The sequence below is a fragment of the Bradyrhizobium sp. UFLA06-06 genome (assembly GCF_054820065.1).
In genome coordinates this window covers 1-5857 of sequence record NZ_JADFUD010000130.1, presented here as the reverse complement: position 1 = coordinate 5857, position 5857 = coordinate 1, and the positions used below count along the sequence as shown (strand labels likewise).

Sequence of the window (5857 nt, the reverse complement as noted above, 5' to 3'; positions counted from 1 at the left end):
AGTTCGTCGGCAGCGTCAGATGTGTATAAGAGACAGGCTCGATGTGATGCATCGGCAATGACAGCCCACGCCTAGTGCGGAAGTGGTCGGCTTCACCAGCGGGCACCATATACCTTCGTATCGTTCCATGCCCCCATTAGATGCCCGACCTTTCCCTACGTTCAATGGAGCCGCCGATACGATGGTCTTATTTTCAGGATGCGCGGTAGCGCCCCGCTATCGCTGCCCTCCTTGGGCGTTCCTCCCTAGACTTGGGTCGCTTACGGCAACGCAAGCGGCTCTTCTTTTGTAAGTGCCGTCAAGCGGTGCGGTCTCTGGTCGCTGTGTCACTGGAGTCGGACCTTTCAACAGTAAGCGGCAAGCTGAGACCGTCAGTCGGCGCGCCCAATGGCATGACTGCAGGCAAGCTCACCCTGTGGATATTCACTTCGAGGTCACTGCCCAGTTGTTGAAATTGAAGTTCATTCCTCCTGGTGAAGAAGTAATCTCGACACCGTATTGGACGCTACCAACCTTGATGTCGCCAAAGTAGCCCTTCGACTTGATCCACTCCAGGGCACTCTTGATGTCCACCGTGCCGTTGTTGGTCTTCGAGGTGGGTAGCAGTGAGATGACCTTGTGACCATTGAAGCCTTCAAACACGTTCCAAGTCGCTCCACCTATGTTGACATTTCTGTAGACTGGAATCGCGGCCCCGGAAGGGGCGTAATGATACGAAATTGGCTTAACGTTGCCGCCACCGTCGGGATTTCCGGTGTAGTTTGTCCAGAGCATTATCTCATGCTCGTTTGAGCTGTCCCAAATATCATAGGCGGTGTCCCAAGCGCCGCCGCCAGGCACTTGCTGGCTGAAGCTCGAGGTCAAACTCTTGATGGAGCTGAGCGGCTTTCCGACGTTGAAAGTCTCGTGCGGATAGCTTTTGATGCCAGGAGTGTTAGGCTGGTTCGACCACACGTCCCACTGGTTGACGGCTCTCACTGAAATCGTCTGAGGCCCAGCGCCTGTCCCCCATACGTCGTTGTTCCAAGAGTAGTCACCGCGTGAAAAGCTCCCGTATGGAGCGCTCGACCTCCAAATCGGAGCTTTCGCCGACCCTGGTGCGACAGCTGATGACGACTTGGCTTCATTCACGACCTGCCTAAATCGGTCATGATCCGCCTGCGTTTGGACGTTTCCCGTTGTGGACCCTGGCGAGCCCGCACCACTTATCCGATTGATCTCCAAAGCGTCTCCTATCTGTTTTGAGAACAAAGTTTCCTGCATACCCCGCCGAGCACGTATCCGCAGGATTCGTGGCCAGTTCAGTCGCAGGCGGCGTCGATAGCTAGGCTCGAATGCTAGGAAGGTTGGCTTTCGAGAAGCTGACGAGCTTGAGACGAAAAAGTGAACTCCGTCCCGGTTTTCCGTCTCGGATACCAGCCGCCAGGCTGAGAAAGAACGCTCCATTGGATGACCAGCCTTGTTCGAACAACGTCCAATAAGGAGTGGGAGCTCGCTTGCCGGAGTTTACAAATTTGGCGGCTGCCTCCAATTTCAATAGCGGCGACACCTCTATCGTTCGTCGGTCTTCATTCGACTGAAAGGGATTAATCGAAGTGGGGTGGCCACCATGTCTCTGCTCATCGGGAAATGCTTGACCGTCTGCCGAGGGTGACGGCGGTCGTCGCCGGCAGGATGGTGTGCCAACGCGATCGCCGTGCCCGTGCGGCATGTTCGGCCGACAAGAACAGCCGCGAGGATCAGATGGGCTGATCAGTGATATGCATGATTGAGAAATAATTGTCCGGGTGATGCTGAACATCGTCGGCATTCACATGTGAGAGCGTGATTGAATTGCCCTCTCCGAGATCAACGACCGTGGTATCAGGGCCAGCCGCCTTGATGTGACTGGCAAGATCGGCAAGCGTATGAATACCGGTGTGATTGATCCCGTCCTCGATATTCAGTCTATCCCCCACCGTGAAGTCGATCACGGAATCCTTGCCATTCCCACTCGTGAACATGAAGTTGTCGTTGCCCTGATTGCCGAACAGAACATCGTTGCCCTGACCGCCGTACAGAAAATCGTCGCCTGCACCACCATGGATTGTGTCGGCTCCCTGATTGCCTTCCAGTTCATCATCGCCCCCACCACCGGAGATCAAATCGTTCCCGCCCAGACCTTGAATAAAGTCCCCATCTGCAGTCCCAACTATGTGATCGTTGGTGTTCGCGCCGCGGAGTACAGCCATGTCATTTCCTGTGTCGTGTTGCCAGGCGAGCCGTCGCGGAAGTGATCAGGCTCGCGTTGATGGTCATACACATCGGATCTGACGGAAACCTGACTTGGCTAGGCCATTGCAACGCGTCGTCCAATGGCGAGCCGTTGTGCAAGTGGTTTCGAAAGCCCAACGGCTCACACTTTTGATCCCGCATGGACAAAATTGGTACGCGAAGTCGCGAGGTCGGTCCAGGCAAGTGTATAGGACAACACCGGTCGTAGCTGGGCAAGCGGCGAAGGCTTGATCGCGCAGGCCGGCACTATTGGCAAGCAGGCAATGACAGGAGCGCAAACTTGACCAAGTTCATGCTTGGGCGCTGTTCCCTCCACGTGGCAGACTGGACTATTGCTTGTTGCAAATTCGCGGTTCCAGTAGGCGGGGGCTTCCGCGCGGCCGATGCTTGCGCGGCGATGTCATGCGCGCCGTCGTCGAGACCGGCGGCGCTGTGGGGCAGCAGCAGGTCGAGATCGGGGACGTCGACATGCGATCTCATCCCGGTCAGCGCGACCAGATCTGCGGTGATGCCGATGTTGCACGGGTCGGACCGCCGCTAAAGACGCAGGTCTGACGTCTGACGAGCCGCGCCCATGCGGCCCGGTATATCTGGCCCACGCCGCCGAATCTTCGCACATAAGCGGGGTATCGCCGTCGTCACCACCCTTGAGCACCAGTTGATCCGGCTCGCAAGGCGGCCGATCCTCTCAATGGCCAGCGGCAAGTAATGCTCGAGCCATGTGCGAAGCCGGCTTTCAATAGCGGCGACTGCAAATCGCCTTTCCACCCGTCGAGGATTGGTCGGCTCGTGTCACCCATCCCATGCGGCGCGGGCAATCGGCGCCCATGCAAGATCCCGATCGGGCCTTGAATGGCTCCGGTACCCTAACGGCCCATCACACCAAAAATCAGGGCAAGCACGTCAGTCTGCGCCTCATATCGCGCAGCGGCTGAAACAAAATATTCGTTCGACTAGGCGTCGCCTGGATCAGTGATGTCAGTTGTAACCTCGGCGTCGATACGGCGTACCAATTTGAGTGCGCTTCCCACCATCAGCGCACCGAATCCATGTAGCGGCAGCACTGGAAGCGCTGCAATTCTAGATCATCGAAGAGCGAGATGCCGTTGCTTTTATTGTTCGATTGCTTTGATGTCGTTCGTCATGCTGCGCACGTTTCAATGAGTCGCACCTAGCAGTAGGGCGCGCGTCAACTTCTCGACAGCTAAATCGGCTAGACTGAAGGGGGGAGGTACCTTGAACTGCAAAGCGACCGCAAACTGATGGCTTTGGATGGAGTGACAAATCCGTTGGATGGTCCACAGGTTTCACGGACGTGCTACGCTATGCACCCGGAGCAATCGAGCTTCGAGCAGTGCCCTGAGGGATTGCAACCGCACGTGGCGAAATGCCGCGCCGCCAGACGGCGGACGCGCTTTGCTCGATCGCCCGCGGCCATGATTATGAAAGTAGCCTCTGAGAACGAATCCAGGGGCGCCCGGTCGGTAAACTATCACAGGAGCACTACATCCTGGCGGCCGCATTCACGACGGCGCGCACCGGACATCCCTCCCAGAAAAAGCAGGTTCGCTGCTACCCTAACTTCGCCCCATCAACTTCATAGAAGATGGACGTCCGGTACCGCTCCGACCGCAACGAAGCCTGGCTGAAGGAGAAGACTGTCCGGCGGGACGATTTTCCGGTTATCGGATTTATCAAACGCCGGGTGTTGCCGCGTTGTACCTCGGAAAACAGGAGGACCAAAGAACTGAGGTCGGGACCGGTTGGTATCGGACGACGTGGAGCAGGATTCGCAAGGCGCTGGACAGTGTCATTAGCCCAAAAAGTAAATTGAGTAAGCCGCTCAAGAAACCCAAAAAACGTAGGTCGAGCCTGTTCTTACAGGCGGAAATCGAATGCCGCGGACATGACCTCCGAAGTCTTCGCGCGAGTTCGCTCAAAGGATTATCGCAGTCGTAACCTAGGTTGTGGAAACGATCATTGTAACTTCATACGCTCATCGCAAAGGTGAGCCTCAACGCTCCCGAGAAAATACGGAGCGCGTTATGAAGAAAACCAGAAATAGAGCAAAGCAAACCACATCGCTTCAGGACCGGCTCAATGCGTTTGCCGACGATATCTTCCACAAGGCAGCGCGGCTTCCGCCCGGCATCGAGCGCGACCAGCTGCTGAAGCGTGCGCGGACGGCGGAGATCGCAGCTGACATTCATCAATGGGTATCGTCTTCAGGCTTACAGTCGCCGACATAGGCCTTGGAGACGTCTCCTCCTCCAAGTTCTGTAAGGGCCCTTGTATCCGGCGGGGGCCCTTCGTTTGTGTGCCGAGTATGAACGACAGCTTGGAGGTGGAAGTCCTCTACCCAGCCTGATGGCGGCGAAGGGTTAGCGAAGCGCAAGGGCATCATCGCGAGGTGGGGTCTGAAGAAAGCGTGGAGCAAAGCCGCGGCCCGATGGACAAGAACCAGATAACGAGGCCTACCCGGCCGGACGAGCGAGCAAACGGTCGCGAAGTCCAAGGTCATCAAGGGTCGGGGTGGTAAATCCGGCGGGCGTGCGGCGAAGGCGGTCGGTCTTACCTCGGGAGGTCTGCGCTGTGTCCCGGCAACGGGACTGAGGTCGTCGCAAGGCGGCCTGACCGCAGCGCAGAAGTCAGCCGAGGGCATAGTAGGCGGCAGCGCGCCGCCGAAGGCCCGAACGGTGGAAGTGGTTAGTAGAGCGGTCGATCTCGCGCGAGCCATGCGGCAGAAGAATCAGGTTGAGCTGAACTCGGACACCGGAGCGAAGGGTGAAGCCCAAAGCGCCGCCGTCCGAGAGACCGAAGCAAGCGCGGCGACGGCCAGTCTTGAACGCCCGGCGGTCGCAGGGCTCGATGGAAGCAGTGGTCGAGCGTGAGAATCTGAAGAAAGCGTTGGCGCAAGTGAAGCGCAACAAGGGCGCGGCAGGCGTCGATGGGATGACCGTCAACGAACTGCCGGCCCACCTGAAAGAGCACTGGCTCACGATCCGAGCTCAACTGCTTGACGGCACCTACAAGCCGCAGCCGGTGCGGCGGGTCGAGATACCGAAGGCGTCGGGCGGCCTGCGGCCGCTCGGCATCCCGACGGTGCTCGACCGCGTCATCCAGCAGGCGGTGATGCAGGTGCTGCAGGCGGATTGGGATGGGACGTTCTCCGAGACGAGCTTCGGCTTCCGGCCGACCCGCTCGGCGCATCAGGCGGTGGAACGGGCGCAGGCGTATATCGCGTCCGGGCACGCCGTCGTCGTGGACATCGACTTGGAAAAGTTCTTCGACCGGGTCAACCACGACGTCCTGATGGGGCTGGTCGCCAAACGGGTGACTGACAAGCGCCTTCTGAAGCTCATCCGCGGATTCCTGAATGCGGGGGTGATGGAGGGAGGGGTGGTCAGCCCGACGGAAGAGGGCACGCCGCAAGGCGGTCCGCTGGCTCCCTGAACGCAAAAGATAACTTTGCGGTGGAGTAGCGGTCACGGAACTATCGGTGGCGCCGGGCGCCTTTCCGCCCGGCGCCACCGATAGTTCCGTGACCGCTACTCCACCGCAAAGTTATCTTTTGCGTTCAGGG

At 58.3% G+C, this 5857-nt stretch carries 4 protein-coding genes and 1 pseudogene; 2 read left to right on the top strand and 3 right to left on the bottom strand.

The window, feature by feature from the left end; translation table 11 throughout:
* Positions 1–423: 423 nt before the first annotated feature.
* The 3 genes and pseudogenes from IF803_RS42065 to IF803_RS42055 form a co-directional block, all read right to left on the bottom strand.
* Complete coding sequence (locus IF803_RS42065) at positions 424–1263, bottom strand: glycoside hydrolase family 12 protein (RefSeq protein WP_240536970.1); 840 nt, start codon at positions 1261–1263, stop codon at positions 424–426.
* A 476-nt stretch (positions 1264–1739) separates the two neighbouring features.
* On the bottom strand, positions 1740–2231 hold the full coding sequence (locus IF803_RS42060) for a calcium-binding protein (protein WP_026192367.1): 492 nt from the start codon (positions 2229–2231) through the stop codon (positions 1740–1742).
* Positions 2232–2614: 383 nt separating this feature from the next.
* Positions 2615–2858, bottom strand: a pseudogene (locus IF803_RS42055) (aminoglycoside phosphotransferase); the annotation flags it as partial.
* 1461 nt (positions 2859–4319) lie between these two features.
* Here IF803_RS42055 and IF803_RS42050 point away from each other — a divergent pair.
* Positions 4320–4523, top strand: coding sequence for a hypothetical protein (locus IF803_RS42050; protein ID WP_461196107.1), 204 nt, complete (start codon positions 4320–4322; stop codon positions 4521–4523).
* Positions 4524–5142: 619 nt separating this feature from the next.
* On the top strand, positions 5143–5727 hold the full coding sequence (locus IF803_RS42045; RefSeq protein WP_461196106.1) for a reverse transcriptase domain-containing protein: 585 nt from the start codon (positions 5143–5145) through the stop codon (positions 5725–5727).
* Positions 5728–5857: the final 130 nt, after the last annotated feature.

Bases quoted from the DNA above. Each gene is read 5' to 3' on its own strand.
- IF803_RS42045 (WP_461196106.1), top strand. From the start codon at position 5,143: ATGGAAGCAGTGGTCGAGCGTGAGAATCTGAAGAAAGCGTTGGCGCAA.
- IF803_RS42060 (WP_026192367.1), bottom strand. From the start codon at position 2,231: ATGGCTGTACTCCGCGGCGCGAACACCAACGATCACATAGTTGGGACT.
- IF803_RS42065 (WP_240536970.1), bottom strand. From the start codon at position 1,263: ATGCAGGAAACTTTGTTCTCAAAACAGATAGGAGACGCTTTGGAGATC.
- IF803_RS42050 (WP_461196107.1), top strand. From the start codon at position 4,320: ATGAAGAAAACCAGAAATAGAGCAAAGCAAACCACATCGCTTCAGGAC.